The 26135-nt window shown below is 71.5% G+C and carries 26 protein-coding genes and 3 pseudogenes; 13 read left to right on the forward strand and 16 right to left on the reverse strand.

Translation table 11 applies throughout. The features are described 5' to 3' along the window. A pseudogene (locus tag ACFWOG_RS14840) lies at window positions 1–92 on the reverse strand (class I SAM-dependent methyltransferase); the annotation flags it as partial. Window positions 93–518: 426 nt separating this feature from the next. After that, entirely contained in the window at window positions 519–1931 is a 1413-nt protein-coding gene (gene rho / locus ACFWOG_RS14845) for a transcription termination factor Rho (protein WP_380358381.1), read from the reverse strand. 1426 nt (window positions 1932–3357) lie between these two features. On the opposite strand from rho, the gene ACFWOG_RS14850 reads away from it, so the two are divergent. Both ACFWOG_RS14850 and ACFWOG_RS14855 read left to right on the forward strand, forming a co-directional pair. Further along, entirely contained in the window at window positions 3358–4476 is a 1119-nt protein-coding gene (locus ACFWOG_RS14850; protein ID WP_380358384.1) for a hypothetical protein, read from the forward strand. Between the two features lie 1136 nt (window positions 4477–5612). After that, the gene (locus ACFWOG_RS14855) at window positions 5613–6512 is read left to right on the forward strand and encodes a hypothetical protein (RefSeq protein ID WP_380358386.1); all 900 of its coding nucleotides are present in this window, start codon (window positions 5613–5615) and stop codon (window positions 6510–6512) included. 215 nt (window positions 6513–6727) lie between these two features. On the opposite strand, the gene ACFWOG_RS14860 is transcribed toward ACFWOG_RS14855, so the two are convergent. Beyond that, window positions 6728–7210, reverse strand: a complete 483-nt coding sequence (locus ACFWOG_RS14860; protein WP_380358389.1) for a hypothetical protein — start codon at window positions 7208–7210, stop codon at window positions 6728–6730. Continuing rightward, window positions 7207–8049: a hypothetical protein gene (locus ACFWOG_RS14865; protein ID WP_380358392.1), complete on the reverse strand. Its 843-nt coding sequence runs from the start codon at window positions 8047–8049 to the stop codon at window positions 7207–7209. Before ACFWOG_RS14865 ends, ACFWOG_RS14860 begins: the two co-directional genes overlap by 4 nt. 801 nt (window positions 8050–8850) lie before the next feature. Between ACFWOG_RS14865 and ACFWOG_RS14870 the strand changes: the two are divergent. Both ACFWOG_RS14870 and ACFWOG_RS14875 read left to right on the forward strand, forming a co-directional pair. Further along, window positions 8851–9003: pseudogene (locus tag ACFWOG_RS14870) on the forward strand (NUDIX domain-containing protein); the annotation flags it as partial. A gap of 77 nt (window positions 9004–9080) precedes the next feature. Further along, on the forward strand, window positions 9081–10040 hold the full coding sequence (locus tag ACFWOG_RS14875; RefSeq protein WP_380358395.1) for an insecticidal delta-endotoxin Cry8Ea1 family protein: 960 nt from the start codon (window positions 9081–9083) through the stop codon (window positions 10038–10040). 319 nt (window positions 10041–10359) lie between these two features. Here ACFWOG_RS14875 and ACFWOG_RS14880 read toward each other — a convergent pair whose 3' ends face one another. Then, the gene (locus ACFWOG_RS14880) at window positions 10360–10485 is read right to left on the reverse strand and encodes a hypothetical protein (protein ID WP_380358398.1); all 126 of its coding nucleotides are present in this window, start codon (window positions 10483–10485) and stop codon (window positions 10360–10362) included. A gap of 351 nt (window positions 10486–10836) precedes the next feature. Here ACFWOG_RS14880 and ACFWOG_RS14885 point away from each other — a divergent pair, with 351 nt between their 5' ends. Beyond that, window positions 10837–12459, forward strand: a complete 1623-nt coding sequence (locus ACFWOG_RS14885) for an amidase (RefSeq protein WP_380358401.1) — start codon at window positions 10837–10839, stop codon at window positions 12457–12459. Between the two features lie 206 nt (window positions 12460–12665). Here the strand turns inward: ACFWOG_RS14885 and ACFWOG_RS14890 are convergent, their stop codons facing one another. Then, window positions 12666–12833 carry a hypothetical protein gene (locus ACFWOG_RS14890; RefSeq protein WP_380358404.1) on the reverse strand — a complete coding sequence of 56 codons (168 nt, stop codon included), beginning with the start codon at window positions 12831–12833 and terminating at the stop codon, window positions 12666–12668. 3 nt (window positions 12834–12836) lie between these two features. After that, window positions 12837–13271, reverse strand: a complete 435-nt coding sequence (locus ACFWOG_RS14895) for an arsenate reductase ArsC (protein ID WP_329950440.1) — start codon at window positions 13269–13271, stop codon at window positions 12837–12839. 107 nt (window positions 13272–13378) lie between these two features. On the opposite strand from ACFWOG_RS14895, the gene ACFWOG_RS14900 reads away from it, so the two are divergent. Both ACFWOG_RS14900 and arsB read left to right on the forward strand, forming a co-directional pair. Continuing rightward, window positions 13379–13684: a metalloregulator ArsR/SmtB family transcription factor gene (locus tag ACFWOG_RS14900; RefSeq protein WP_329880157.1), complete on the forward strand. Its 306-nt coding sequence runs from the start codon at window positions 13379–13381 to the stop codon at window positions 13682–13684. Continuing rightward, the gene (gene arsB, locus ACFWOG_RS14905; RefSeq protein ID WP_380358408.1) at window positions 13684–14775 is read left to right on the forward strand and encodes an ACR3 family arsenite efflux transporter; all 1092 of its coding nucleotides are present in this window, start codon (window positions 13684–13686) and stop codon (window positions 14773–14775) included. The genes ACFWOG_RS14900 and arsB overlap by 1 nt, the downstream gene beginning before the upstream one ends. A 369-nt stretch (window positions 14776–15144) precedes the next feature. Here arsB and ACFWOG_RS14910 read toward each other — a convergent pair whose 3' ends face one another. After that, the gene (locus tag ACFWOG_RS14910; protein WP_329880161.1) at window positions 15145–15618 is read right to left on the reverse strand and encodes an N-acetyltransferase family protein; all 474 of its coding nucleotides are present in this window, start codon (window positions 15616–15618) and stop codon (window positions 15145–15147) included. 52 nt (window positions 15619–15670) lie between these two features. Continuing rightward, a complete protein-coding gene (locus ACFWOG_RS14915) occupies window positions 15671–16024 on the reverse strand; it encodes an ArsR/SmtB family transcription factor (RefSeq protein ID WP_380358410.1) in 354 nt (117 codons plus the stop codon). Window positions 16025–16147: 123 nt separating this feature from the next. Between ACFWOG_RS14915 and ACFWOG_RS14920 the strand changes: the two genes are divergently transcribed. Continuing rightward, window positions 16148–17575 carry an NAD(P)-binding domain-containing protein gene (locus ACFWOG_RS14920; protein WP_380358413.1) on the forward strand — a complete coding sequence of 476 codons (1428 nt, stop codon included), beginning with the start codon at window positions 16148–16150 and terminating at the stop codon, window positions 17573–17575. A 473-nt stretch (window positions 17576–18048) separates the two neighbouring features. Then, window positions 18049–18255: a hypothetical protein gene (locus ACFWOG_RS14925; RefSeq protein WP_380358416.1), complete on the forward strand. Its 207-nt coding sequence runs from the start codon at window positions 18049–18051 to the stop codon at window positions 18253–18255. 342 nt (window positions 18256–18597) lie between these two features. Here the strand turns inward: ACFWOG_RS14925 and ACFWOG_RS14930 are convergent, their stop codons facing one another. The 4 genes from ACFWOG_RS14930 to ACFWOG_RS14945 all read right to left on the reverse strand — a co-directional run bounded on the left by ACFWOG_RS14930 (window position 18598) and on the right by ACFWOG_RS14945 (window position 20923). After that, window positions 18598–18789 (reverse strand): hypothetical protein, encoded by a 192-nt coding sequence (locus ACFWOG_RS14930; protein ID WP_380358418.1) that lies wholly within the window; start codon window positions 18787–18789, stop codon window positions 18598–18600. Between the two features lie 302 nt (window positions 18790–19091). Continuing rightward, the gene (locus tag ACFWOG_RS14935; protein ID WP_380358420.1) at window positions 19092–19451 is read right to left on the reverse strand and encodes a hypothetical protein; all 360 of its coding nucleotides are present in this window, start codon (window positions 19449–19451) and stop codon (window positions 19092–19094) included. 166 nt (window positions 19452–19617) lie between these two features. After that, complete coding sequence (locus ACFWOG_RS14940) at window positions 19618–20055, reverse strand: peptidoglycan-binding protein (RefSeq protein WP_380358423.1); 438 nt, start codon at window positions 20053–20055, stop codon at window positions 19618–19620. A 364-nt stretch (window positions 20056–20419) separates the two neighbouring features. Beyond that, on the reverse strand, window positions 20420–20923 hold the full coding sequence (locus ACFWOG_RS14945; protein ID WP_380358426.1) for a GNAT family N-acetyltransferase: 504 nt from the start codon (window positions 20921–20923) through the stop codon (window positions 20420–20422). A gap of 134 nt (window positions 20924–21057) precedes the next feature. On the opposite strand from ACFWOG_RS14945, the gene ACFWOG_RS14950 reads away from it, so the two are divergent. The 4 genes and pseudogenes from ACFWOG_RS14950 to ACFWOG_RS14965 form a co-directional block, all read left to right on the forward strand. Beyond that, window positions 21058–21192: a hypothetical protein gene (locus tag ACFWOG_RS14950; RefSeq protein ID WP_380358429.1), complete on the forward strand. Its 135-nt coding sequence runs from the start codon at window positions 21058–21060 to the stop codon at window positions 21190–21192. A gap of 179 nt (window positions 21193–21371) precedes the next feature. After that, window positions 21372–21566, forward strand: a complete 195-nt coding sequence (locus ACFWOG_RS14955) for a hypothetical protein (protein WP_380358432.1) — start codon at window positions 21372–21374, stop codon at window positions 21564–21566. 215 nt (window positions 21567–21781) lie between these two features. After that, the gene (locus ACFWOG_RS14960) at window positions 21782–22495 is read left to right on the forward strand and encodes a hypothetical protein (protein WP_380358433.1); all 714 of its coding nucleotides are present in this window, start codon (window positions 21782–21784) and stop codon (window positions 22493–22495) included. 78 nt (window positions 22496–22573) lie between these two features. Next, window positions 22574–22930, forward strand: a pseudogene (locus ACFWOG_RS14965) (PP2C family protein-serine/threonine phosphatase); the annotation flags it as partial. A 151-nt stretch (window positions 22931–23081) separates the two neighbouring features. Here the strand turns inward: ACFWOG_RS14965 and ACFWOG_RS14970 are convergent. The 3 genes from ACFWOG_RS14970 to ACFWOG_RS14980 form a co-directional block, all read right to left on the reverse strand. Next, window positions 23082–23876, reverse strand: a complete 795-nt coding sequence (locus tag ACFWOG_RS14970) for a hypothetical protein (RefSeq protein WP_380358436.1) — start codon at window positions 23874–23876, stop codon at window positions 23082–23084. Window positions 23877–24691: 815 nt separating this feature from the next. Further along, on the reverse strand, window positions 24692–24895 hold the full coding sequence (locus ACFWOG_RS14975) for a cold-shock protein (RefSeq protein WP_045694210.1): 204 nt from the start codon (window positions 24893–24895) through the stop codon (window positions 24692–24694). A gap of 707 nt (window positions 24896–25602) precedes the next feature. Beyond that, on the reverse strand, window positions 25603–25893 hold the full coding sequence (locus ACFWOG_RS14980) for a DUF6966 domain-containing protein (protein WP_380358439.1): 291 nt from the start codon (window positions 25891–25893) through the stop codon (window positions 25603–25605). Window positions 25894–26135: the final 242 nt, after the last annotated feature.

Below are 26135 nucleotides of genomic sequence, written 5' to 3' on the forward strand. Positions count from 1 at the left end.
CTGAAGGTGTCCTCGTGGGCGGCGTCCAGCCGGGCCTGGAGGCCCGGGCGGCCGAGCCCGAGGTCGCGGGGGAGGAAGCGCGCGGGCAGACCGCGCCCTACCGGTCAGTGCTGTGTGTCGCTGGACAGCGGTGTCGTGTCTGTACTGAAGGGCAGTGTCGCAGCCTGGCGAGGTTCCGAACCGTCTTGACCGCCACGGGCCTGCCGACCCGGGAGTCGTAGGCCTCCCACACGACACCGAATCCGCCCCGGCCGAGCTCGCGGACCAACCGGTACCGCCCGTCGAGCACACCCCCCGCTCGCACCCAACCCCCCGCCGGTCCACCCTGGCCCAGGGCCCGCAGCATACGGGCCGGCGGCGCCCCTCCGGGAGGGATTCGGGCGACCCGCGGCCGCCCACCTGTGTGAGACGGGCGGAGAGCTCGCTTCGCCGGGCACGAGTGGACTACCGCACGGCAGAACGACGACTTCCGACCGGGCGAGGGGCGGTGGAGTTCCAGGACATGGTGCCGGTTCGGTTCAGGCCGGGGGAGTCGGGGCGCTGGTTGCCACCTGGCGCAGAAGTTCGGTGTTGGTGGTGGTCTGCTTGAGGCGGTTCAGGAGCAGTTCCGCGGCCGGCTGGAGGTCGAGGTTTCCCAGGACACGGCGGAGGGTCCGGGCGGCGGGGGTGCGGGTGTGGCCGAGGAGGAGTTCCTCGCGGCGGGTGCCGGAGGCCCGGACGTCGACGGCGGGGAAGAGGCGCTTGTCGGCGAGGCGGCGGTCGAGGCGCAGCTCCATGTTGCCGGTGCTCTTGAACTCCTCGAAGATCAGGTCGTCCATGCGGGAGCCGGTGTCGACGAGGGCGGTGGCCAGGATGGTCAGCGAGCCGCCGTTCTCGACGTTGCGGGCCGCGCCGAAGAGTTTCTTCGGGCGCTGGATGGCGGTGGCGTCCAGGCCGCCGCTGAGGGTTCGTCCGTGGGCGGGTGCTGCGGCGTTGTGGGCACGGGTGAGGCGGGTGACGGAGTCGAGCAGGACCACCACGTCGTGGCCGAGTTCGACGAGTCGCTTGGCGCGCTCGACGGCGAGTTCGGCGACGGCGATGTGCTCGCGGGCGGGCCGGTCGAAGGTGGAGGCGATGACTTCACCCTTGACCGAGCGCCTTATGTCGGTGACCTCCTCCGGACGCTCGTCGACCAGGACGACCATCAGGTGCGTCTCGGGGTGGTTGTGGGCGATCGCCGCCGCGATCCTCTGCACGACCATCGTCTTGCCGGCCTTGGGCGGTGCCACGATCAGACCGCGCTGGCCCTTTCCGATCGGGGCCACCAGGTCGAGGACCCGGCCGATCAGTTCGCGCGGGCCGGTCTCCAGGCGCAGGTGCTGCTGCGGGTACAGCGGCGTCAGGTCGTTGAACGCGGGCCGGGGCGGGAGGTTGTCGGCGGGGCGGCCGTTGACCGTGTCGATGCGCTCCAGGAGCGGGCGGCGGTCGCCGCTGTGCGGGCGTGCGGCGCCGGTCAGGACGTCGCCGGAGCGCAGGCCGAGAGCGCGCAGCTGGCGGGCGGGCACGTGCAGGTCGGTGGGGCCGGGGAGGTAGCCGGAGGTCCGCAGGACGGCGTTCCCGTCGTGGATGTCCAGCACTCCGGAGGCCGGGACGAGGCCGCTCCCCGCGGTGGTGGCGGGCTGCGCCGGCCGGCCGGCGCGGTCGCGGGTTCGCTGAGGCGGCAGTGCGGGGCGGGCCCCTGGGCTTTCGGTGTCGGCGGGCCTGGGACCGGGACCGGCCGTGGGCGGGGTCGGTCGGCCGGCGAGGCGCTTGGCGGTGATTGCCTCGACGAGTTGGCCCTTGCGCAGGCGGGAGGCGCCCGGGACGCTCAGGGCGGAGGCGAGTCGATGGAGGTCGGCCTTCAGCAGGCTGTCCAGCGGTGTGGTGGTCGAGGGTTCGGTGGTGGTCGTCACGAGATTGGTACTCCTGTTGAGTCAGAGGGTGTCTGGCGGCACTGGGCGGGCCGGACGTGGCGTGGAGCGGCGCGGTTGGTGGCGCTGCCGGCTGGGTGCGGAGCTCGGGAACGAGTTCGGCCGGAGCGTCCGGACCCTGGCGGTTGTGTCCGCGGGTGGCGGTCCGGCGCTCCAGCGCCCCGGTGTGGGCGAGGGAGGTGAGCACGCGGGGTTCACCGTCTGCCAGGAGCGCGGATCTTTCCCGGGAAGCGGCCACTGCGGGGCGGCGCTCATGTACTGCCGATGTGCCTGGCCGGGAGGGCGGGGAGCGTCGGTCTGCCTGCTATCCGGAGCGGCCGGCCGCGGACCGTGTCCGCTGTGCCATGGGGCCAGGTTCCCGCACCGTGAGGTGGGCGTCCAGTGGCTCCTGTGTGGATTGTAGCGTCTCGGGGCGCTGTGGGGCGAGGGGATATCGGCTTGGCCGCGCTCGGATCGATCCGAGCGGCGCTTCCGAACGGTGCCCCGGCCACGTGATCATGGACAGTCTCTCGACCCGCAACGACAGGAGGACCCGTCACTGGGCTCCGAACCACCCGGTTCAGGCCCGCGCGCTGCACGCCCACCGACGCTGGCACGACGCCGACGCCCGCCACCCCGACGTTCCGGCCGCCCAACGCCGCGAACGTGCGCGTATCCGTTTCCTTGATCACCCCACCCCCGCCTGAGAGCCTGAGCCGGCCCAGGCCGCCCCGCACCGCACCGCAGGGCCGAGGAGTCGGCCCACCGAGAACCGGAAGCCTCTCGGCGGCCCGCCGGTCAACCGGACTGGTGGTCCGGACCTGTCACCAAGGCCGGACGACTCCCCGATGGTGATCGCTGAGCCACCTCCGACAGGCCCACAGCAACTCGTGAACCCTTGTGGGTCGGTTCGTGGTCAGCGTCGGACGACCCCATCGCCGTCTACAACGAAACCGGGCCGGCGCCTGAGCCGCCGTTGTCGGAGCTGGAGAAGTCCCGGTTCAACCGACGCGCCAGGCCGTAGCTGCCGGCCGGAGGACGGTCACGTACGAAGCCGGATGACCAAGGCCGCTGCGGCCACGGCCCGGGGCGGGGATGGCCTGTTTCCGCGAGGGGGGGCGGCCGGGGCCGGGCCGGCCGGCGGCGGGTGCTTCGAGTGCCGGCCGGCGGCGGGGCGGTTTCTCGGTCCCGGCGGTGATCGATCGGTGAGGAGTCCTCCCGTGACCGCCGCCCAGGCCTCGCCGGGGCCGACTGTCGTCATTGGGGCGGGAGTTGGCCGAGTGGCGGGGACGGTTCCCGGATGACCGAAACCGTCTGTCCAGGCGGGTCATCTGGCGCGTCTACGCGTTGACCGCGTCGCTCCGGCGCTTTTTGATGGTCGGTGGTTCTCCGAACGGGGAGCCGAAGCGGAAGTTGCGTGGGGGGATACATGCGAGGACGTACGAACCGGGTCACAACGGTCAGACGTGGACGGGTCGCCCTGAGCACGGCGGCCGTGGTCTGTGTGGTCGCGGCGGCCCTGCCCGGAGCGGCCTGGGCCGGGCCTGCCGGGGGCGTGGGCGGTGCCGGCGTCCGCTCGGCCGGTATCGAGAGGGTCAGCGTCGCGGCCGACGGCACCCAGGCCAACGATGATTCCGCCCGGGTGTCGATCACGCCGGCCGGCGACCGCGCCGTGTTCACCTCGTACGCGAACAACCTGACCCCCGGCAATACGGGGAGGAACGACCGGGTGTTCGTCCGCGATCTGGCGACGGGGCAGAACCGGCAGTTCGACGGGTACGCGTCGGCGCCGCCCATGCTCAGTGGCGACGGGCAGGTCCTCGCCTATCTGGCACCCAGGTTCGCCAACACCGCCCTCTACCAGGAGCATCTGAGCCGGGGATGGACGTCCGCCTACACCTGCTCGCTCTTCACCTGCGAGGCGTCCATGGGCGCGAACGAAAACCACCAGGCCTTCAGTATCAGGTTCAGGCCGCCGGAGCCCAATCAGCGCGTCGAGGTCCGCAGGCCGGACACCGGGGCCCTGCAGACCGTCGACATCATCCACAACACCGCGGCGGTCCGGCCGTCCATCAGCGGCGACGGGACCCGTCTCGCCTACCAGGACGGCGGTGAGCACGACGTCTTCCTGTGGGACTGGGCCGGCAACACCGCCGCCGGTCCGATCGAGGGTCCCGGCAGGGCGGCCGAGCTCGTCCAGCTCAGTGACGACGGCAACAAGGTCGTCTACCTCTCGGGCCCCGACACGTACGTCCACGACGTCGCGTCCGGCACCGCCCTGGTGGTACCCGGCGTGAAGGGCGTCGCCGTCGACCCCACCGGCCGCTACCTCCTGCACACCCCGTCGGGTACGACCGGGCCGGCGCCGCTCACGCTGCGCGACCTGGAGACGGGCACCGACGAGACCGTGACCGACCGCCCCGCCACGGCCGGGATCGACACGGTCAGCGCCGGCGGGCGCCACGTGGTCTTCCAGTCCACGGCCGAGGACCTCGTCCCCGGCGACACCAACGGCAAGGCGGACATCTTCCTGCGCACCCTGCGCTGACCCGCTCACAGACCGGGTGCCGGCCGGGGATCCGCGCCGAAGGTGATCCCCCGGCACCGGGACGACCGCCGCGATCCGCTCCGAAGCCCTCCGCCATGATCACTGCTCATGGCGGAGGGCTTCGGAACGGAACGGCAGGACGCCGCCGTACCGAGGAACCCGCCCGAGTCCGCGCGGCACCACCTGCGTCGGCGGCCGAACGCCTCGAGTACGGGCGGTTTTCGGGTCCCGGTTGTGCCGGTGGACGCAGGGCACTGGACACCGATGTCGACGCCTGGCGCGCCGTCGTCCACCTACCACAGGCCGCGGGCGAACTACTTCCCTGGCTGCCCCGGCTCCTGGCCGACGCGGACCTCTCCCAGGGCTGGTCCTGGCCGGAAACCTGCGCGCTGGTTGCCGTCCTTCGCCAGCTCGGCGACCCGGCGGCCGTGCCCGCACTCGCCGAGGCCCTCACCACCTGCGTGCGCCAGGACCAGCAACGCGGCGCAACCGCGGCCCTCCACGCGTAGGCCGGTTTCTGAACCGATGCCGCCTGAGTCCTGGAGAGCGTCCGTCCGCTCGCCGACGTCCCCGCCCTGCCCCAGATCCACGCGGAACTCGCCCGGGCCCCGCCGCAGCGGCGGCATCTTCACCGGCATCTACGAGGACGAGGCACGGCAGGACACTGCTCGGACCCTCATCGACCGGCCGGCCTGAGCCGGGATCGGAGGTACGCCGGCCTGCGGCGCGCGCGGGAGTACGGGCCGGCCACTGTCGGGAGTGCCGCCTGTCCTGGTGACCGCTCCCCGGACACGGCGTCGATCGTCTTCCTCACGCCGGACCCCGGGCGGGTTCTCATCCCCGGGAGGGCAGGCCGGTGTCGTTGTGGTGTCGGCCCCGCGGAGTGGACGCCCCGGTCGGGACAGCGGTCACCCGGCCGGTGGCAGCAGTGACACGCGCGGTCCGGCGCCGTCGTTCGGTCGGCTCGGGGACAGTGGTGAAGCGGACCCCATGCCGAGGTATCAGTTGCCGATTCCCGTTCGCGCCCGCGCTTGTGTCGACCGTGGGGCATCCGGCGAGGCTGTCGAAATTACGTTCGGGAATGTCGGTGGTTCGTGAGAATCTTTCCCCTGTTCACCTCACCTGATGGAGAAATTGTGACGAGCCGTCGTTCCGCCCTGATCACCGTTGCCACGGTGCTCGCCCTGTCCGCCGTGGCCGCCTGCAACGACGGCGACGCGCAGTCCGCCCCGACGGCTGCCGGCGCCCCGGCCACGCCGAGCGGGACCACCAGCAGCGCGCCGACCGGGACAGCGAGCAGTGCTGCGACCGCGGACACGCCCACCGTCGCACCGACTCCGGCAGCGACCGCGATGCCGAGCCCCGCCGGTGCGCCGGTCGACGCCGCCGGCGCGTTCGACCCTGCGGTGGCCCTGGCGAATGCCGACCGGGCGCCCTACGCCGCCACCGAGACCATGAAGACCACCGCGACGGCGGGCGGCCAGGTGGGGTCCGTTCTCACGGGGACCGGTCGGGTCAACTACAACACGCCGACCCGTGAGGGCCGGACCGAGTCGAAGATGACGCTCGGGGGCGACGACGAGCCGATGCTGTGGATGGACACGGTCAGCACCGGCACGATGATCTTCACGCGTGACAGGACCAAGCCGGGAAGCACGTGGAGCGCCGAGGACGTCGTCAACGAGGCCCGGGGCGACGACTTCAACGCCTACGTCAAGGCGCTCGTCGATGCCGGCCCCGCCGCCCGCAAGGGCATGGAACAGAAGAACGGGGTCCCCGCCTACCATCTCGGTGCTGGTCTGACGGCCGCCCAGATCAAGGCCATCGACCCCAAGGAGTACCAGAAGATGCTCGACAAGGGCGTCGACGGCAAGCAGTTCGACGTCTGGATCGACCGGGCCGGCCGCGTCCTGGCCCAGACGCAGTCCATGAAGATGACCACCGGTGGTAAGACCGTCACCAGCACCATCACCTTGACCTACACCGACTTCGGGCCGCGAGAGACCTTCACCGCGCCGACCGCCACCGCCAGCTGACCCGCCACTGTCGTCGACTCCTCGCACGGAGCCAATAGCACCCGGCGAATACCGTGGCGTGGACCTGCGCGGGGAAGGGTGCAGCGGTTCCTGGTGGCGCCGGTCCTGACCCGGCCCCCCTCTCCGGTGCAGGCCGCTGACCTGCACCGGGGAGTTTCGCCCCTGGGGCGGTGAGTCTCCCCTCGGACCCGGCGAGCTTCGGGCGTCGTCGCAGGTCAGAGGCCGGTTGGAACGGACTGCGGTTCGCCGTCCGGGTGGTGGCGGGGCTCGGCGGGATGGCGGGGTGGGCGGAGCCTGCGCATGACGACACCCATGACCAGGCGCCGCCGTCCGGCCGCGCCCATCGCGCCCGCCCTTCCAGTCTGCGCCGGATGGCGCCGGCCCTGGCCCGGCCGGGCCAGGGCCGCGTGCTGCCGGGCCTGGTCGAGCGAGCACCTGACTCCGGGCGGAGTAGTCGTCCGCACCATCTGGCACGAGCCCGCCTGCCCGGTGACCATCGGCACGGGTGGCCGGTCCGGGCCGGGTGCGGGTGTGTGCGGTGCTGGTCCGTGCTTGGCCAGGTCCTCGAGGCGGGCGGCGCCTGCCGGAACGGCGGCCAGCAGGTCGGCGACGGCCGGGTTCTCCTCGGCCACCAGCAGCACGTCCTCCACCGCCGCGCCGGCGGCGGTGCCCGGGGTACCGACCAGGACGACCATCACGCTCGGGAACGCCCGTCAGCGCCGCTACCACTCCCGCCCCGTGCCGTCGGGGCCGGGCTGCTCCCAGAGCCGGGCGCAGCCCGCCAGCTGCGCCGCGGCGTGTTCGGTACCGGTGCCGGGGCGGTGGAGTTCGATGAAGGCACGCAGCCGTCGGCGGCGGCCGCCGGTGGGGGCGGTGTAGGCGAGTTCGCCGCCACGCCCGCTGAGAGGTGACCGTAGGGGCGCCGCCACCGGCGGCCGGCGTTCCGATCGCCGCCCGCGCGGCCGCCGACGGTGCCGATGGACGGCATCACCGCGAGTGCGTACACCGTCTGGAGCACGACCGGCACCAACGCCATCTCGTACCCGAGCAGGGCGAAGAACGACGGGACCATGTTGGGAAGCACCGCCACGAGCCCGCCCACATGACGGCCCCGCTGTGCCCGGGGTGACTGGACGAGTAGCAGAACGAGCGTTGGTACCGTCATCCAGATGACCAGGAAGCCGAGTTGGTCCAGATAATGCTCGGGCTTCGGCAGCGGGTAGCCGTACTCGTCCTCGCCGCCGGGTGCCCGCAGCGCCGCGACGACGTACAGCAGGAGGACGGGCGTCAGGCAGCAGAGCAGGTAGCGGCCCGCGGCGCGGCCGAGCCACCGCATCTCGGCCCGCCACCGGGCCATCGTCCTGCGGACCACCAGCCGGCTCGCCAGGAAGAGGACAACCACGGCCCCGGACCCCCACAGTGGCGCCAGAAACAGGGGGTCTGTCCGCTCCATCTGCCCCAGACACCAGACCACCACCGCGACCGGCTGCGCCGCCAGCAGCAAAGCCATCGTCCAGGTGAACACCAGCCTGACCATCCCGCACCCCCTGTGCTTGAACGTGTTCAGTGCTTGAACGCGTTCAAAACTAGCATGGGGGATCCGCGGCACCGCCGTGGCCTGCTTCGCCTGACCGCCGAGAACCAAGGAGCCCCTTCGACCGAGAACTCCTCCTGGTCGTCCGGCCGCCGTTCGCGCTTCGCCGACCTGGTTCTCACCGTCCGGCACGGACGTCCCGGTCCCTCTTGGTGGAGATCGACCGGGAAGACGAGGCCGCCGAGCGCGAGCGGACCGGCCGTCGAAGCCGCGGCCGCCGAGGCGAGGCGCACCAGCTCCTGGTGGCGCCGGTACCGACCTGGTCCTGCCCTCGCTCACAGGCCGCCACAGGCCGCTGACCTGCACTGGGGAGCTTCGGCACCCCTGCTGGCCTGCGGTGGGGAGTTTCGCCTCGGACCCGGTGATTTTCGGGTGTCGTCGCAGGTCAGCGGCCAGTGAGAACGGACTGCGGTCCGCCGTCCGGGTGGCGGCGGGGTTCGGCGGGACGGCGTGGTGGGCACAGCCCGCGACATGACGACACCCATCACCAGGCGCCGCCGTCGCAGTCGCCCGGTCGCTCCCACCGCCTCCGCGCCCGCCTCCCCGGACCGTGCCGGATAGCCCCCGGCCCCGGTGAGGCCGAGCAGCGCCGGGTGCTGCCGGACCTGGTTCAGCGAGCACCTGACCCTGGGCGGGGTGGTCGTCCGCACCACTTGCACGAGCCCGCCTGCCCGCCTGCCCGGCCTGGGCCCGGCCGTGACCGCCGGCACGGCGGCCGGGCCGGTCCGGGGCCGGGTGTGCGCGGTGCTGGTCCGTGACGGCCGGGTGTGTCTGATCCGCCGCCAGCGCCCGGCCGGAGACCAGTTCTCCTTCCCCGGCGGCGTGGCCGAGGACGGCGAGGATTTCACCGAGGCGCTGCGACGGGAGCTGCTTGAGGAACTCGGCCTCGATCTGGAGGTGCTGCCCAACCCGCCGGTGCTGTGCTTCGTCCAGGACTATGAGACCGAGCGTCCGGGGGAGAGTGCGCCGTTCCGGTGTCGGCACCTGGTTTCACCGCCCACCTGCCCCACAAGGACCGGGCCGAGAAGCTCGTCGAGGAGGAGATCGAGAAGGCGTACTTCGCCGACCTGCAGAACCGGTTGTCCGGGATCCAGCAGGTCGCTTCCCTCTACGTCGACCTCGCGAAGGAGGGCACCGACCTCGAACACATCAGGACGAACTGGACCGTCGCCCACGACGACATCCTCGCCGCCGACCCCTCCTTCCGCGACAGCCGGTACTCGGTCGCGTTGATCCCCATGTCCGCCCAGCTGACGAACATGCGGATGCTCCTGCTCGCCGACGTGGTCAAGCACGGCGAGAAGTGGGGCTTCGCGAGCTCGACCGTGCAGAGGTACAAGGACGAGCTGCTCAAGGAGATAGAACCCGACTCCAAGGACTCCTGCGCCTGGTGGATTCTGGACAGGTACAAGGCGGGCCAGGACCAGGTCATCAAGGAGTACGGCCGGGTGATGCGCGAGCGCCTGGAATACCAGCGGGAGATGACGGTCTCCGCCGTCGAGTACGTCAAGGAGATCTGGCCCTACCTCGACCCCGACAAGTACTCCCAGGGGCACAAGGTCTACCGCTCCATCCACGTCTACGGGGGTCGGTGGGGAAGCGTCCTGGACGGCGATGACTGGAACTTTCCTGCAGAAGTACGTCGCCTTCCCGAAGTCCCTCCTGCCCGAGCACATGGACCGGATCCCGGTCTGGTGCCACGACAAGTTCGACGCCTTCCAGTGCACCTTCGACGGCGTCGTAGCCGAGAAGTGCGGAGGCGGCGGTGGCAGCGCGGCCGGGCCCTGGGACTTCGACGACAAGACCTGGATCGAGCGGGTCTGGGCGACGAATACAGCGTCAACAACCGGACCGAATTCGGGGTCTACGGATTCTCCTTCCGCACCAACCCGGTGCGCCCGCGCCGCTCGTGTGCACTGTGCAGCGCGACCTGATCGGTGCGAGCCGCCCGCGCGCCGGGGGTGTCCCTTCCGCCTGTGCGGACGGGACACCCGCGGCGCAGTGCGCCGAGGCATGACCCTCTCCGGGGCCGATGCGCCAAGGCCGGGAGTGCCGAGACCACGCCCGCCAGCCGTCGAACCCGACCGGGCCCGGCCATCGACCTCCTCGCGGTCGACCGCGTGGACGCCGAGCGATGCCTCGACGAAGATGCCGCCGAGGGCCGGGACAGTGCGGAGCGGCTGGAGGGCTGGAGGCGCGCGTCTGCCCGCCGCCCGCCCAGACCGGCCCGGCCACCGCCGGGGCCGGTGGCGTTCAGGGTGTCGGGCTCTGATCCTCCGGGCCGGGCGCGGCGGCCTGGCCGGCCTCGACGGCGGCGTCCGTGGTCTTGGCCAGCACGGTCAGCTCGCGCTCCGGATCGCCGAACACCGTGCGGGGCATTGCCGCGGCCGGCGCTCGGGCAGCCTGTCTGCGGGTCGGCTGCCGGTGACGACCCCGGCCGCCAGGTCGTACGTCGGCTCCTCAGTTTTCCGGTCTGTCGGTCTGACAGCCTGTTGGCACTGGTCGGGCCGGTGACGGGGTGGGGTAGTCCCCACCCCCGGTTCGGGGGATGGCCCTTGATCGTTTGGGGGGTGTGCCTCGTGTCGGTGGGCGGGCGGCGTGCCTAGCGTGGTGGGTACGAGATCGAGGCCGCGCGCCGCACCCTCCGTACTTTGGCTGGGTGGCGCCGTCGGGGCGGAGCCGCAAGGGTGCTCCGTGCCGGGTGCCTCGGCAACAGGGTGGGAGACAACCATGCGTTCGTTCGTCAGGACTCCGCTGCGCTGCGCGGCGGTCGCGGCTGTGTCGATGGCTCTGCTGGCGCCGGTGGCGGCGCAGGCCGACGCCGGGCCTGCCGGGGCCGCGGACCGGATCGCGGGGGTGGATCTGGACCGGGTGACGATTGCGGGTCTGCAGCAGGCGATGGAGCGCCACCGGCTGACCTCCGAGCAGCTGACCGGGCTCTACCTCGACCGGATCCGTCGGCTGAACCCGCGTCTGGGGGCGGTGGTGGCCGTCAACCCCGACGCGGCGGCCATCGCGCGTGCGAGCGACCGCGCGCGGCGCGTCCACGGTGCGCGCGGACCGCTGGAGGGCATCCCGGTCCTGCTCAAGGAGAACATGGACACCGCTGACCGGCAGCCGACCACGGCCGGTTCGACGGCGCTGTCGGGGGCGAAGCCCGCCAAGGATGCGGAACTGGTCCGGCGGCTGCGCGAGGCCGGGGCCGTCGTCCTGGGTAAGGCGAACATGACGGAGTGGGCCAACTTCCGCTCCCCGATGGCCGTCGCGGGCTGGAGCGCGGTCGGCGGGCAGACCCACAACCCGTACGTGCTCGACCGCAGTGCGAGCGGTTCGTCCAGCGGGTCGGCGGCGGCCGCGGCGGCGAGTCTGGCGGCGGTGACGATCGGCACCGACACGGGCGGCTCGATCGTGGACCCGGCGGCCACCACGTCGACGGTGGGCGTGCGCCCCACGCTGGGGCTGGTGAGCCGCAGCGGCATTGTGCCGATCACCAGCCGCCAGGACACCGCCGGTCCCATCGCCCGCAACGTCACCGACGCCGCGCTGACCCTGTGGGCGATCCAGGGGCCGGATCCCGCGGACCCGGACACCGCACCCGCCGCGGGCACGCTCCCGGCCGACTACCGCGCGGTGTTGGACCGGGGGGCGCTGCGCGGCAAGCGGATCGGCGTCTGGCGCGAGGGGCACACGGGCATCAGCCCCGACGCGGACCGGGTCTTCGACGCCACCGTCCGGCGGCTGAAGCAGCTGGGCGCCACCGTGGTCGAGGGTGCGGACGTGCCGCAGCCCGAGAAGCTCCACGAGCACCTGCTCCCGGCCCTGATGACCGAGTTCAAGCACGACGTCAACGCCTACCTCGCGGCCACGCCGGGCTCTCACCCGGCCGACCTGGCGGGCCTCATCGCGTACAACGAAGAGCACGCCGACATCGAGGACATGGCGAGGTTCGGACAGGAGTACTTCGAACTGGCGGAGCAGACCGACGGGAATGTGGACGATCCGCAGTACCGGGCCCACCGCGCCGCCGCGGTCGACCTGGCCCGGCGCGCCATCGACGACACCCTCGCGGTCCACAAGCTCGACGCGATCGTCACCCCCACCACGCTCCCCGCCACGCCGGTGGACTTCCAGCCCGACGCCCCCAGCCCGTTCGCCAGCACGACCGACAACTCGGTGGTGGCCGGCTACCCCCAGATCACCGTGCCGGCCGGCTATACCGACCAGGGACTGCCGCTCGGGGTCTCCTTCCTCGGGACGCGCTTCAGTGACGCCCGTCTGCTCGGCTATGCCTACGCCTTCGAGCAGGCCACCCACGCCCGCCACGCCCCGAACTACCTCCCCACCCTCCCGTAGCCCGCCCGCGGTCGAGGCCCACGGCCTTTCGGGGCGCCGGGCGCCGAACCACCGGACGGCCGGGTGGGTGGTGCGCCGGGCCTCGACGGCGGCATCCATCGTGGCGGCCAGGCCAGGCCAGGCCAGGCCAGGCCAGGCCAGGCGGCTCGCGCTCCGGCTTGCCGAGCACCGCCGAAGTCATACCGCCCCCGCGACTTGCTCTCATGTCACCGGGCGGACGGATGCCGGGCGGTTGCGCCGGCGTGCACACGCCGGTGTTCGGCGTTGTTCTCCTCCTGGGCCCGGGCCGTGCAGAACGCGGCGGTGTGTCCGGCCGGGCCGGAGCCGATGATGATCACGCTATGGGCGTCTGTACAGGCGGCGGTGTCGGTCATGGGTCATCTCTCGTGGCCTGCGGTGGACTTGGCGTCGATCTCGGCGATCAGGTTCTCGATGAGGGTGCGGATGGCGTCACGGACGGGGCGGACGGCGTCGACACCCTGTCCGGCCGGGTCGTCGAGCTTCCAGTCGAGGTAGGTCTTTCCGGGGAGGTAGGGGCAGGCGTCGCCGCAGCCCATGGTGATGACGTAGTCGGAAGCCTGGAGGGCCTCGGCGGTGAGGACCTTCGGGGCCCGGTCGGAGAGGTCGATGCCGACCTCGGCCATGGCGGCGACAGCGGCCGGGTTGATCTCGTTGCCGGGCGCGGAGCCGGCGGAGCGGACCTCGATGCGGTCCCCGGCGAGGTGGGCGAGGAATCCGGCCGCCATCTGGGAGCGGCCGGCGTTGTGGACGCAGACGAACAGCACGGACGCGGCGGGCGCGGTAGCGGTCATCGGAGGTGTGTCCTTCATGGTCGGGCGCAGCGGCCGGCGGGGGCGGACGCGAAGCGCCGGCCGGTACGGGCTGGTATCAGTCGCGGATGATGTGACAATATCAGTCCATGATGATGTCAGTCGACGCTGATCTGATCCGGGTGCTGTCCGACCCGCTCAGGCTCCGGATCGTGACCCTGTTGGCTCGCGAGACCCTGTGCACCACCCATCTGGTGGAGGAGACCGGCGCCCGCCAGACCAACCTCTCCAACCACCTCAAGGTGTTGCGTGAGGCGGGCGTGGTGGACACCGAGCCCTGCGGCAGGTTCACGTACTACCGGCTGCGGCCGGAGGTGCTGGAGGCCTTGTCGGGGCAGTTCGCCGACCTCGCGGCCACTGCTCGCGCCAACGCCGACACCAAGAGGTCCTGCTGATGGCCCGCACCGGGCCTGCCCCGGCGCCCGGGTCTACCGACCGTCTGTCGGTCGCGGCCGAGCTGTCCTTCCTCGACCGCTACCTCGCGGTGTGGATCCTGGCCGCGATGGCGGCCGGCATCGGGCTCGGCCGGCTGGTCCCCGGACTGAACGGCGCGCTGGCGAAGGTCGAGATCGGCGGGATCTCCCTGCCGATCGCGGCCGGCCTGCTGGTCATGATGTACCCGGTGCTGGCGAAGGTGCGCTACGACCGGCTCGACGCCGTGACCGGTGACCGCAGGCTGATGACCTCGTCGCTGGTGATCAACTGGATCGTCGGCCCGGCGGTGATGTTCGCTCTCGCCTGGGTGTTCCTGCCGGACCTGCCGGAGTACCGCACCGGCCTGATCATCGTGGGCCTGGCGCGTTGCATCGCCATGGTGATCATCTGGAACGACCTCGCCTGTGGCGACCGGGAGGCCGCGGCCGTCCTGGTCGCCCTCAACTCGATGTTCCAGGTGATCGCGTTCGGGGTGCTCGGCTGGTTCTACCTCGACCTGCTGCCCGGCTGGCTGGGCCTGGGGGAGGGGCAGCGCCTGGACATCTCCATGTGGAAGATCGCTCTCAACGTCGTCGTCTTCCTCGGCGTTCCCCTCCTCGCAGGCTTCCTGACGCGCCGCCTCGGCGAGAAAAGGCTCGGTCGCGCACGCTACGAGGCGAACGTCCTGCCCCGGATCGGCCCCTGGGCGTTGTACGGGCTGCTGTTCACGATCGTCGTCCTGTTCGCTCTGCAGGGGAAGACCATCACCTCCCAGCCGCTGGACGTCGCCCGCATCGCACTGCCGCTGCTCGTCTACTTCGCGATCATGTGGTTCGGCACGTTCGCCCTCGGCAAGGCCATCGGTCTCGCCTACGATCGCACCGCCACCCTGGCCTTCACCGCCGCCGGCAACAACTTCGAGCTCGCCATCGCCGTCGCCATCGCCACCTTCGGCGTCACCTCCGGCCAAGCGCTCTCCGGCGTCGTCGGCCCCCTCATCGAGGTCCCCGTCCTGATCGCCCTGGTCTACGTCTCCCTCGCCTGGCGCAAGAAGTACACCGCCGCCGCCTGACCGCTGCGACCATGACGCCGTGACCCGGCGAGCCCGCCGGTGAATCCCGCGGGCTTGCCGGGCCGAGCGGCGAATCAGGCCTCCGACGTCGCTGGGCCACTCACCGGGCCGGCACGCTGAGAGCGCCGTTGCTCCAAGGCTTCGCGCTCGGGCAGCTCGGGCAGGTTGGCCTCGTGGCTGCCGGGGTTGCGGATGGCGGCGAAGCAACTCTTCGCGAAGGCCGCGGCACTGCGGTGGCCACTGCGGTAGGTGTCGCCGCCGAGCTTCTCCCTCGCCTCCGCGTCCCGTCGCAGTACACGTCTCCGCGCGCCGGACCGCCGCCCGGTGCGCCACCCTCTTGACGTGGCAGTCACTGGCGGGCGCGGGGTGTCAGTCGATGGCCGGGCTGCGGCGCTCGATCAGCAGGACGTCGCGCCAGACGCCGTGGTGGCGGGCGACGCGCTCGCGGGTGCCGATCACGCGGAACCCTGCTCTGGAGTGGAGGGCGAGGCTGGCGGTGTTCTCCGGGAACACCCCGGACTGGATGGTCCAGATCCCGGCCGCCTCGGTGGAGGCGATCAGCGCCTCCAGGAGGGCGCCGGCAATGCCGAGGCCGCGGCAGCCGGGGTGTACGTAGACGGAGTGCTCGACGACCCCGGCGTAGGCAGGCCTGGCGGAGACCGCGCTGACCACGGCCCAGCCCAGCACCTCGTCGGACGGGCCGAGGGCGACGTGGCGGTGCTCCGTCAGGCGGGTGGCGTCGAAGGCGTCCCAAGCGGGGACGACGGTCTCGAAGGTGGCGTTGCCCTCCTCGATGCCCGCCCGGTAGATCGCCAGGACCTGCTCGGCGTGCTCGGGCCCCATCGGCCCGAGGGTGACGACGGCGTGCGGCAACGGGGCTCCTTCGGGCGGCGGGTCAGCGGTTGAGGTCGAGCAGGGCGGCCATACCCGCCACCACGGACGGCGCGACCCGGTAGTACACCCAAGTGCCCCTGCGCTCGCTGGTCAGCAGTCCGGCCTCGCGCAGCTTCTTCAGGTGGTGGGAGACGGTCGGCTGGGACACCCCGACGTCCTGGATGTCGCACACGCACGCCTCCCCGCCCGGGTGCGAGGCGATCTTCGAGAACAGCCGCAGCCTCACCGGGTCGGACAGCGCCTTGAACATCGCGGCCATCAGTACCGCGTCCTCGGCCGACAGCTCCGCCGCGGTGATCGGCGGGCAGCAGGGCACGGCCTTGGGCTCCAGGACCGCCAACTCGGAATTCGACATACGTCTATGTTGACATCTGTCGAACCCGAGTGGCAAGGTCGAGATCGCCAGAACATCGATATTCATCGAATCAGAGACGCGGTTCATCTCCACCGACCGCTCACCTCGAAGGAGACCATCGCCATGCCCGAAGGCCACGACCTGCCAGTCCTCGTCATCGGCGCCGGCCCGATCGGCCTGGCCGCCGCCGCCCACATCACCGCACGCGGTCTGACCCCGCTGGTGCTCGAAGCGGGACCGTGGGCCGGCGCCGCGGTGCGCGAGTGGGGCCACGTGCGGCTGTTCTCCACCTGGGCCGAGCTCGTTGACCCCGCTGCTGAGAAGATCCTCGCCCCCACCGGCTGGACCCGCCCGGACGGTGCGACCTACCCGACCGGCGCCGACTGGGCCGAGCTGTACCTGCAGCCGCTCGCCGACGCCCTCGCTGACAAGGTCCGCTACGACAGCCAGGTGACCGGCGTCGCCCGCAGCGGCCGCGACCGCGTGGTCGACTCCGGCCGTGAGGACCAGCCCTTCACCGTCCACGTCACCACCGCCGACGGCCGTGAGGAGCGGATCACCGCTGCCGCGGTCATCGACGCCTCCGGCACCTGGTCCACCCCCAGCCCCCTCGGCGCCGACGGCCTCCCGGCGATCGGCGAGAAGACGCACGCCGCCCGCATCTCCTATCGCGTCCCCGACCTGGGGGACCCCGCCGTGCGCACCCGGTACGCGGGCAGGCGGACCGCCGTCGTCGGCTCCGGCGCCTCCGCCTTCACGGCCCTCGCCGTGCTCGCCGACCTCGCCGAGGAGGAGACCGGCACTCACGCGGTGTGGATCCTGCGTCGCGGCATCACCGGCTCGACCTTCGGCGGCGGCAGCGCCGACCAGCTCCCGGCGCGCGGTGCACTGGGACAGGCAGCCAAGGCCGCCGTCCAGAACGGGCACGCCAGTGCACTCACAGGCTTTCGGGCCGCCGGCGTCGAACAGGCCGGCGACAGGCTCGCCCTCGTCTCCGAGGACGGCCACCGCGCCGAGGATCTGGACGAGGTCATCGTCCTGACGGGCCTGCGCCCGGACCTGTCCTTTCTGGGCGAGCTGCGGCTCCACCTGGACGACCGCCTCCAGGCCCCCGCGGCGCTCGCCCCGCTGATCGACCCCAACCAGCACTCCTGCGGCACCGTCTACCCGCACGGCGTGAACGAGCTCTCCCACCCCGAGAAGGGCGTTCACCTGGTCGGTATGAAGTCCTACGGCAGGGCTCCGACGTTCCTCGCCATGACCGGCTACGAGCAGGTCCGTTCCGTCGCCGCCCACCTCGCCGGCGACCACGAGGCCGCTCGGCGGGTCGAGCTCACCCTCCCGGAGACCGGGGTGTGTGGCGGCGCAGGCCTGTTCGACGAGCCTGCCGCCGAACAGGGCGCCGACGGTGGCTGCTGCGCGGCCCCGGTCGCCGTGCCCGCCCCGGTCGCCGTCAGCATCGGTACCCCGCCCGAGCAGGCCCCGGCCGACGGTGGCTGCTGCGTAGCCCCCCGCCGCCGCACCGTCCAGGCCGTCCCCGACCAGGAATAGGCGAAGGCGGGCCCCGCCGGCCTCCAACTGGTCCGCAGGTTCGCCGGTACAGCCCCACGGCCGGGACCTGGACGGCTAGCGTCGACACCACAGGCCCGGCCCGGCGCCGGGGAGTGACGATCAGAGGTGAGGCTGTGGGGGTGAGCCCCCGGCCCGCCGGGCGGAACGGGGGCCACGGCCGCATCGGCCGGCCGCCGGTGGAGACCCTCCCCGAGCTGCGCGCCGCACTGTCCTCCGGCTACGGCTACCCCGGCGACGCCGATCGCCTGGACGCCGAACCCGCCGAGCAACTGCTGCGCCGTGTGCCCCCGCGCCGCGTGGTAGAACCCGGGTCGCCGGTGCTCCGTCCGCTGAGCTGCTGCCGGTGCCCCCCGGATCCATCGCACAATCCGGGCCATCGCCTGCGGGCGTTGAGCGGCCGCAGGGCTGGGACAAGGGTTGTCCTGGCCGGGTGCGGACGTCATGATCGCGGGATGGCTGAGGAGACGGTTGTCGAGAAGACCTGGCGGGGGATGGTGGAGAGACATCCCGCGGCGCGACGGGGGGAGCCTGCGGTCATAGCGGCCGCTTACGCCGAACCGCGATTGACGATGGATTGCCTGCCAGGAATCTCGTGGACGGTCTGCCTGGTCGGGGTGGATGATCCGGTCATGCCGACGGAAGAAGAGCTCGTCTCCTGATCCCGCTGGCCGCCGGGGCATGGTGGCGCGGACGCGTGCTGGAGGCATGGTGGCGTACGTAGCCGTCTGCTGGTGCTCTGAGCACAACCTTCACCGGGCGAGGGCCCAGGGCGAGGTGATGCGGGCGCACGGAGGCCAGTTCGTGCCGGACCCGGTGGTCTGTCTGACCGGTGCCCTGGATCGGCCCGGCGACATCGTCTGCGGTGCCGACCACCCGAAGCGGGTGACCGGCACCGGTCGGACGGAGAGGCTGTGTCAAGCCCCTGGTGCAGGTTGCTGGATGTGAGCGGGGTCGCGCCCGCACGTTCCGGCGGGGTTCAGGCTCAGGAGCCGGTCGCGGGCTCAGTCGTTGGTGGGCGCGGTGACGGTCACGGGGTCGCCGAACTCGGTGAAGGTGATCTTGTTCACGTTAGCCTGGCCCCGGAGGGTCGTCCGCTGTTCGAAGCGGAGCGTGCGGCCCTGACTGTCGATCCACTGGTCGCACCCGGCTGAGCTGTGTCCTCCACCGGTGGTCGAGGGCTGGGACGGGGGCACGCACAGGGCCGAGCAGGCGGAAGTCCTGATCGTTGCACGCTCCGCTGCCGGCCGGATCGGGGAAAGGCTCCGCGACGATCACCGACGGCCTCCTGGACGACCTGGCCACGGCCTGGCCACACCGCAGCTGACCCGCCACAAGGCGGTCCCCCCTGACTCCTCTCCTCGCCGACCAGGAAGGCAGCACCCGTGATGACTGACAGCACCCGTCCTGACCTCGCCGCCGCGCCCATCCCGCTGCAACTGTCCGCCAACCGCAGCCGGTTGCTGCCCGCGCACCGGGACCTGGGCCGGGTGGTCCTCTACTCGACGTTGGTGCGCGGTGCGATCCGGCTCCGAGGTCCCGTGCCGAGCCGGTCTTGGGGGCTGGCCTTGGGAGCGGGCTGGTCGGCATGAAAGCGGTCGGGGGGCCGGTGTTCGATGTTGCCGATGATCTCCCCGGAGTCGTTGATGCCGGTCGCGAAGCTGCGGATGGACCCGGGCGGCCGCTCCAGGAAGGTCGGCTTGCCGTCGCGGTCCCAGCCGACGGCCCAGCTGTCGCCGACGCGGTCGGCCGCCGTCCCGGTCGCCACGTGCTGGTTGTTGACGTCCTCGACGCGGCTCTCCGGGTAGCCGTCGGGTTCCTGGAGGCGCCTGGGCGTGCCGGAGGCGTCCCTTGTCACCGCGTGCGTCCTGCCGTGCCCTTCAACCGGTTGGCTCAGCTGGGCCCGGGTGCTGCGCCGGCCTGTGCCCAGCCGCGAGGAGTTCGGTGCGGCGAACCCGGCCGGGTTGCGCTGCCGGGTTCTCGGGTGGCGACGGCCCGGCGGTGTCGGCGGCCGTCGCGGGGTTTCAGGACTTGGGTGCGGCGAAGCGTTTGAAGGCCTCCCGGGTGCTCGGTCCGGCGATGCCGTCGATCGGACCGTGGTAGCTCTCGTGCTCTTTCAGCCGGCGCTGCAGGGCCTGGACGGTCTCGGTGCCGGTGATGCCGTCGATCGCGCCGAGGTAGCCCCACTTCGCTCGGAGGAAGCGCTGGAGGGCTCTCCAGCTCTCGGTGTCCAGCAGGCCGTTGATCTCGCCGGGGTAGCCCCAGTAGAGCGCCAGCCAGTTCTGGAGGTACTCAGCCTCGGAGGTGTTCAGGCCGAGGTTCTCGACGGTTGTGAGCCCTGCGCCGGCCGGGGCGCCTGCCGCCTGCGGGGCGGCCGGCGCGGGCGTCGCGAAGGCCGCGCCTGCGGACCCGCCGACGGCTAGGGCGGTGGCGATGGCGAGCCTGACGAGGGGCCTCGTCATCGAGCTGGACCGCATGTGCTCCCCCTTCAAGATCGTGGGCGACGTCCGGGGACCCTGAAGGGCCGATCACCCACGTACCAGTGTCGCCTACGCCGGTCGTGTCGAAAAGCCACCAATCGGGCTCTGCCCCACCGGATCACGCCAGCTCGGCACGGTCCGGAACACGTCCGCTGACGGCTCGTCAGCCCCAGAAGCCCTGTCTCGACCACAACGACAACAGGGCCTCCGTGTGAACCACTCGGAACGGGATCGCACCCCCGAGCTGCCTGGAGGCCCTGCTCTCGCGCGCGGAAACCGCCGCAGTCACCCGATCGAGACTCCCGTTCGATCGACCGCCTTCGAGGTCGGTACGGGCGTCAACCACTTACATGCCGGGATGCTCCGGCAGGGCGAGCCAGTCCGACCAGGAGATCTCGCGGCCGAGGAAGCGCGGCTGCTCGAACGGCCAGTCGGCGGCGATCCACTGCGGCACCAGCGCGTCGAGGGCCTGTTCGACCTTGCTGCCCACCAGCTCGTCCACTACCCACCAGGAGATGTCGCCGTCCGCGCCGGCCCTCTCCGGTGGGTCGATGTAGACACAGCCGAGCAGAGCTGTCTCGGTCGCGTCGAACAGCGCGTAGTTGAAGGACTGGTGTGCGGCGATCTCCTTCTCGTGCCGCAACAGGTCGGCCTGGTCGGCCTCGTAGGTCATGGTGGCCGCGGGCCAGCCCCAGGCCGGGCCGAAGATGGTCCACAGCCGCTCGCGCGAACTCATCACCGCCAGATAGTCGAGCGGGGTGTCCGCCTCCCGGATCGGTCGCAGGTGATGGCCACCGCCCGGCAGCGGTACCAGGACGGGGTGGACGAAGTCATCGGGAAGCCAGCTCATGGCGTCCGACCGTAGCAGCGCGCGGCCGCCCGCTCTCGGTCCCGGCGGTGCTCGATTGGTGAGGTGACCACCCGTGACCGCCACCCAGATTCTCGCCGGGGCCGATTGTCTTTATTGGGACGGGAGATGGCCGAGTGGCGGACACCGGGGCCCTGCAGACCGTCGACATCATCCACAACACCGCGGCGGTCCGGCCGTCCATCAGCGGCGACGGGACCCGTCTCGCCTACCAGGGCGGTGGTGAGCACGACGTCTTCCTGTGGGACTGAGCCGACAACACCGCCGCCGGCCCGATCGAGGGTCCCGGCAGGGCGGCCGAGCTCGTCCAGCTCAGTGACGACGGCAACAAGGTCGTCTAAACGAGGATGCCCTGGTGCGGCTGCGGGTGCGGCTGCGGGTGCGCAGCAGGGTTCCGTCCAGTAGGACGACAACACCACCCTTTTGAGTCATGTTCTTCGGGGCGAAATCCAGGCGCGGTGAGCAGTTCGATCGCCTCCAGCAGCCATCGGCGGACGGTGGAGGCGGAGATGTCGTTGCCGCCCGCCATGTCGCAGAGCCGCTGGTCGTGGCACAGGACCGCGAGGACGATCAGGGCGATCTTCCCGGGCGCGGCCTGCGCCAGCGTGAGCCGATGTTCTTCTGATGGCGGCGGACCAGGTCGCAGACCGTGGTCGTGGTGGCGGTGGACTGCTCCGGGCGGCACTGGTAGACAGAGCTGTCGGGCCCTCGCCGGGACTGGTCTTCTTTCACACGGAATCCCCAACTTCCGTCGGGGGACAATTCGTTACGCCGAACTCCAGTCGGGACCGGTCATGCCGGTCGGCTCCAGCTGGTCACGAGAGAGGCCCCATCGTGCGAATGCTCCGCCGTATCGCCGGCTCCGCCGCCCTGGCCGGTGCCCTGGCGCTGGCGCTGGTCACGCCCGCCAACGCCGCCCCCGCGAACGCCCCCGCTCCCTCCGCCTTCGCCGAGCGATCCGTCGGCGCGGTGGGCCCGGTGCAGCTCTACTTTGGCGGAGTCGGGGGAGGCCCCTACAACATCGCGGAGGCGGCCGCCCACCGGACCGCGCTGGACCAGGCTGCCGCCAAGGGCTTCACCGCCGGACAGTGCCGGCTCACGGCCGGCCCCGCCGTCGTCACCTCGCTGCCCAACGGCTACGTGCAGGTCGCGGTCGAATACCTGTGCACCGGGGAGCCGATCGTCACCTCCCCGACCTTCGTCCTCTACCGGTACCACAAGAAGTCCGACACCCTGAGCACCACCTGGAACGCCCCGGTCTCCTACCAGCTGCAAGGGCCGCTCGGCACACTCCACACCTCCGAGGCCCCCGGAACCCAGCCGTTGTACCTGTGCCAGGTCCGCGGCGACCACTTCTCCACCACGGACGTCAACTGTGAGGGGCAGACCTACGTGACCCGCCTCGGCTGGCTCTACAGCTCCCCGCCGGCCGGCGTGGGCTCGCTGCCGCTGCTGCGTTGCCTGAGGAACGAGGACCGTCAGATCTTCGAGTCCCACCAGACCAACTGCGAGGGCCAGATCATCGGCGGCACCCTGGGTTACGTCCTGGCCTGAGGTCCCGTCCCGTCAGCCCTGACGCCCCCGAACGCGGGGGCACCGCTCCGGTCCCAGCCGCGGCCGGGGCGAGGGCCCGGCCACCCCCTGCCACTGCGCCTGCGCGCCGGCGTGGTCGAGGAACTGCGCCTGCCGGCGAACCTGCCCTTCGGCGTTCACGGCCAGGGCGCCTACCACGTCCGGGAACTCGACCTGCGCCCCGGCGACCGCCTCCTCCTGCACACCGACGGCATGCAGGAGCGCCAAGCGGAACAGGTAGACCTGTCCCAACTCCTCCTCGACACCTCCACCGACCACCCCCGCGAGGTCGTCGGCGCCCTGGTCGCCGCCGTCACCATCGCCTGTGCGGGCGACGTGAGGGACGACGCCACCGTCCTGTGCCTGGACTGGTACGGCCCCCGAACCGGCACCCACCCGGGACCTGACGTCACATGACGTCCCCGTTCGCGGGACGACCCGGCCGCCGGGCGACCAGAGGCGCCACGTTCCCTGGCACGGGCTGCCGGTGATGTCCGCCGGGCTACTGGCGGTGGTGCTGTCGGGCCGCGCCGTGGAGCGGCACTTGATCATGATGCTGGGCGGTGCTTCAGCCGGGAACGGGGTCCGCTCCCGCTGTGCGCGCCGGCGGGGACGGGCGACAGAGAACGGCGGCGGCAGTGTCGTTCGCCCTGCCCCGAAAGGCACCGGGCGCCGTGCCGGCCTCGGCCTCCCGTGTCGCGGCGATGATCCGGCCGGGCCCGGATTCGGACAGCTCGGCCATGAAACGCGGCCAGCTCCAGCCGTAGCGCTCGGGAAGGTGGGCAGCACCCTCGGACAGCACGGCGACCTGCTGAATCCGCGACAGTGGGATGCTCGCTGTCAGTGCGTGGTCTGCGGCCTCGGGTTTCGCACCGGCTACCCAGAAGCCTCCGGCGGCGTTGTTGCGGAAGCCGCTTACGGCCTTCTCCGTGTACGAGTCGAGGTAGGCCGCCCGGTCGTCGACGATCACCTCGATCGCTCCGTTGCTCCGCTGCAGCGCCACGGGCGAGTGGCCGAGCACTAGGACGTCCAGGACGCCGTCCCGCTCGCGGACCACCGCGACGGTCGAGGACGGGCTGTCCGCGTTCGCCATGTCACAGCTTTGGCCGTGCTCCTCGACCAATGAGGTCAGGGCGGTACGCAGGATCTCCCGCAGGCAGGGCGAGCCAGGTGAGAGCAGCCGCGCGCGTAGCAGGCCGGCCAATTGCCGCACGTACCAGGCGACGTCGTGGGCGCAGCCCGTCGCGGCTCCCGTGGCGGTGGCGCCGTCCAGGACCAGAACGAACGTCGGCCCCGTGACGACGACGGCCTCGGTGACACCGCCCGGCGCCGGGACGGTCGCGTGCGTGATCTCGAACGGCATCAGGAAGTTCCCTGCTCGGGTCGGTCGTACGGGGCGCGGGCATGAGCGGCTGCGGTTGTCAGGCGTGCCGCGCCGGGGGCTCAGCAGGTGAGGCACCGGCGGGTCGGCATCTGTCGGTCGTGGGCGATCGGCAGGCGTCTCTGGGGCGGGGAAGGGAAGCGCCGGATCCGGGTGTCAGAGCGCCGACAGAGCAATTGCCGGCGCCGACACCAGCGGCGTGGTGTTCTCCCGGCTCAGCGCGTGGACCCGGTGGCCGGTCGACATGCCGATCACCACCCGGACGAGACGAACCCGGAACGCGTAGGCGTGATGGGTGAGAACCCCGGCCGATCGACGCGCCAACAGGCTTCGCGCAGCAGGTGGTTGAGTGGTCGTCGGAGACCAGGAGAAGTTGGCGCGATCGCCGCGAAATCGGCGCGGGACGCTAGCGAGGACCAGCCCTGAGGCGGCGCGGCGGAGCGAGGAGAAGCGGGCAGGAACGGGAATGCGAAGAACCCTTCTCGGGCGGCACGTCCTCGGAACGTTCCACGCCACAGACGGCGCAGGGTTCAGGGGACGGGCCGGGAGGATCAAGCGGAGGCGACGGCAGGACGCCGGTCGTGTGCGGCGCAGGTGATCGGTGTCGCACGACGCCTCATGTGGGCGGAGGTGTGCGAACCGCGGCACGATCCAGATCGCTGTGACGCGCACTGTGCGTCAGGCCGGCGGCAGGGGGACTCAACGGCCAGGGGTGTGTCATGGCGTCATGTGGAGTCCCGCACCGCACGTGCATGCGGTGCGGGCCCCTCGCTGCCGGGCGGGTGCCGTGGCAGAAACTACAGCGGACGAATGTTCTCGGCCTGCGGGCCCTTCTGGCCCTGCGTGACGTCGAACTCGACCTTCTGGCCCTCGAGCAGCTCACGGAAGCCGTTGGCGTTGATGTTCGAGTAGTGGGCGAACACGTCAGGACCGCCGCCCTCCTGCTCGATGAAGCCGAAGCCCTTTTCCGAGTTGAACCACTTCACAGTGCCATTAGCCATAGAGAAATCTCCTTCAAGGGGCCGTCCGGAACCCGCACAGTGCGGACTCCGAGTCGCCGGGATGAGCACCCACCCGGGAAAAGAGCCGGGAAACAAAAGGTGCGCCTGCGACACATCAGCAGGCGCACACAAAGTCCATGGGACCACAACTGCAACTCGAAAGAGACTAGCAGGCTCCGCAGCGCGATGAAAGCGGCCACAGCCGTCCGCGACCCTGACGCGCCCACCCGCCGCGGTGCACCGTCCATGACCTGCGCCACCTCGCCGTCACCATCGTCCACAACGCAGGCCGACCCGCGAGGTGCGCGCAGACCGGTGGCCGGTGGACCGTCAGGTCCGTTAAGGAAACGTGGCGTGAACCCTCGCTGTGTGAAGGCCCGGGACGCGATCGGCCGAGGACCGCGTTGTCGGCCAGGTTGTGCGGCGAAGCAGGGGGAGTGGAGGCCGCAGGGACTCCGGAGCCTGAAGGCGTGCCATGCGGTGGTCAGCGCCGGCGGCCCTCGGTGCTCGAACTGGGAGCCCGGACTTCGACCCGTACTTGCGAGCTGGGGAGCCGCTGGGACACGGCGATCGCGGTACGCAGCGCAGGCTCTGCGCGGTTCGGGACGGGACCGCTCTGCCTGTTCAGCCCCCGAGGCGAAGCCCCGGGAACCGGCCGCAGCCAGGCAGGCCCAGTGACGACTTCGGGCCGGCGTGGCGGTAGGGCGTCAGGTCCCGGCCCGCTCGCTCCGGTGCAACTGGGTGCGAACGGCCGCGCACCGCTGCCGCACCTCGGCGCTCAACACCTTGACGGGGTGGTCGTCGGTGAACGGGAGGTCGTTGAGGCTCCCCGCGCCGCCGTATGCGTTCAGGACGATATCCAGTCCTTGAGCGTCCCCCGCCGCGATCTTCGATCGTCCGCGCTCCATCCTGCGGGCCCAGCCTGGGTAGCCGCTTTCGTTGAGTGTTCGCGCGAAGGCGTCGAGTGCGGTTATCAGTTCCCCGGGGACGTCGATCATGGGGCAAGTATGTACCCCTGCGCGGTGGTGGGGAGATAGCGGTCGACCACAGCCCGACGCCAAGCCGCACCGCCGATCCCGGCGCCCGAGGCCTCGGCGACCCCGACCTGGCCCGCTCGACGACGGCCTGGCCCACCTCACCCGGTCCGCCGACCCGGGACCAGGAGCTCCAGCGAGCGAGCCGGCCGCCCGGTCGGCTGGATCGAGGAGTACGACGTTCAGCGCGGCACCTGGACCGCCCT

It is taken from the genome of Kitasatospora sp. NPDC058406, assembly GCF_042722765.1.
In the GTDB taxonomy this organism is placed as follows: Bacteria; Actinomycetota; Actinomycetes; order Streptomycetales; family Streptomycetaceae; genus Kitasatospora.